General features: G+C 36.5%; 3 protein-coding genes. All 3 read left to right on the plus strand.

Annotated elements, in window-relative coordinates; all coding sequences use genetic code 11:
* On the plus strand, positions 1-705 hold a 705-nt coding region (locus tag CHX27_RS00110; protein ID WP_207758895.1), incomplete at its 5' end, for a M91 family zinc metallopeptidase.
* 2 nt (positions 706-707) lie between these two features.
* On the plus strand, positions 708-1,508 hold the full coding sequence (locus CHX27_RS00115; protein ID WP_094484768.1) for a cystatin family protein: 801 nt from the start codon (positions 708-710) through the stop codon (positions 1,506-1,508).
* Positions 1,499-1,703 (plus strand): hypothetical protein (locus CHX27_RS15620; protein WP_207758896.1); only part of this gene is annotated, 205 nt, incomplete at its 3' end. The genes CHX27_RS00115 and CHX27_RS15620, both read left to right, overlap by 10 nt.

The following is a 1,703-nucleotide window of genomic DNA, read 5'->3' on the forward strand; positions in this document are numbered from 1 at the left end:
CCAAAATGGAGTAGTTTTATAAGCGTAGATCCGTTGGCGGAGAAATATCCATCCATTTCGGGCTATGCGTATTGTGCGAATAATCCGGTAATTTATGTAGATATTGACGGGAGAGAGATCTTTATTCCAAATATTGCTGGGAATCCTCAAGGAGCTGAGAATTCTAAAAATAGAAATGTTATACTCGGCCAGCTGCAATCACTTTCCAATAATAAACTTGAATTGATAAAAACCAAAGGTGGATATATAGTTCACGATACAGGTGTAGCGTATAAACAAAATAGCAACAAATCTTTACATGAAGGAACAGCTCTGATTGCGGGATTAGAGAAATCAGATAAAAGGGTCACTTTAAAAATCGCTAAAGAGAACATTACCCAAAAATCGGAGAATGGAACTTCGACTATTTTTTTCAATCCAGAATATGAGGGTGAGGGAATAGCGAATCAAGACGGCACAACAGGTCGACCTTCAAAAATAGGATTGGCACACGAGCTCATTCATGCCGATGAAAACATTTCAAACAATGGTAAGACCGACAATACCGCAGTTAAAATAAAGAATCCTGATTCGCCTGGGAAAGGATTAATTTTAAACGATAGTAAAGCTTTTGATCGAGATGAGATGAATGTTAGAATTAGAGAAAATTGTATCAGAGAAGAGCAAAAAGTACCACTCCGGGTGATTCCTAAAGAAATGCCATAAATATGAAAGCTAGTATTTTTATCGGCTCCTTTTTATTTGTTTTCAATTGTTTTTCGCAAGAAAAAAGTACAGCGTTCTTCTCAAAGTTAAACATTACGATTTTAGCAGGAGATGAAATGTATTTATACAAGGAAATGGATTTTGAAAGTAGAGGTGACAAAATTGTTGGTAGAATGCTGAAACCTGCTTATTTTGTTGGCAGAGATGCATTGCCTGTAGATGATATAGAGTTGAATGATAAGGCAATCAAAACACTGAAATTGTTCATTGAGAGAGCATCGTCTCTAGAAACAGCACCACTTAACGATTCGATTTCAAGTAGTTACAGGCAGGATTATACGATTTCTGTCGATGGTAAAGTGCTGAGTGTGTCGGGATATCGCGATTGGAAAGGAGTTAGTTATGACGAAATCGAGCAACTTATTTTCAGTGAATATTTTGAAAAACTTGAAGCTAAACGACTTGCACTCCAAAAGCAAACAGTAAAGAAACTTTTCGGCTTTTGGAAACCAATACAAAACATTGACAGCTTGAAAAGTAACCAAATTTATCGCTTTGCAAAAGTAAAACGAAACAAAAAAGATAAACATTATTGGTATTTTGGAAAAAAAGGTAGGTATAGAAACGCAGCGCTAATTCCTTTCGGAGTGAATTATCACGTTAATGTAGAAGAAACCTTTTCGATTTTCATTGAACCTGATTACACAAAGTCTGAATTTGAGGCAGAACATTTGTCATCGGCGTATATGGAAATTATTAGTATATCTACCAGTGAATTGGTTATAAAATATCGATGGCCATAACCAAATTTACACCCAATTTGATGCATCTTTTTTACTTTATAAAAAAGATCAAAAAACACTTCTTCCATCCCGACCATCTCGGCTCAAGCACCTACATCTCGAACAATTTAGGCCAAGTAAGCCAACGTTTAGTCCCGATCATTATCGGGAACGCCGAGTACCTACCCTTTGGTGAAATCGTAGCTTTAGCGGAGA

The organism is Flavobacterium aurantiibacter, from assembly GCF_002251775.1.
Classification (GTDB): Bacteria; Bacteroidota; Bacteroidia; order Flavobacteriales; family Flavobacteriaceae; genus Flavobacterium; species Flavobacterium aurantiibacter.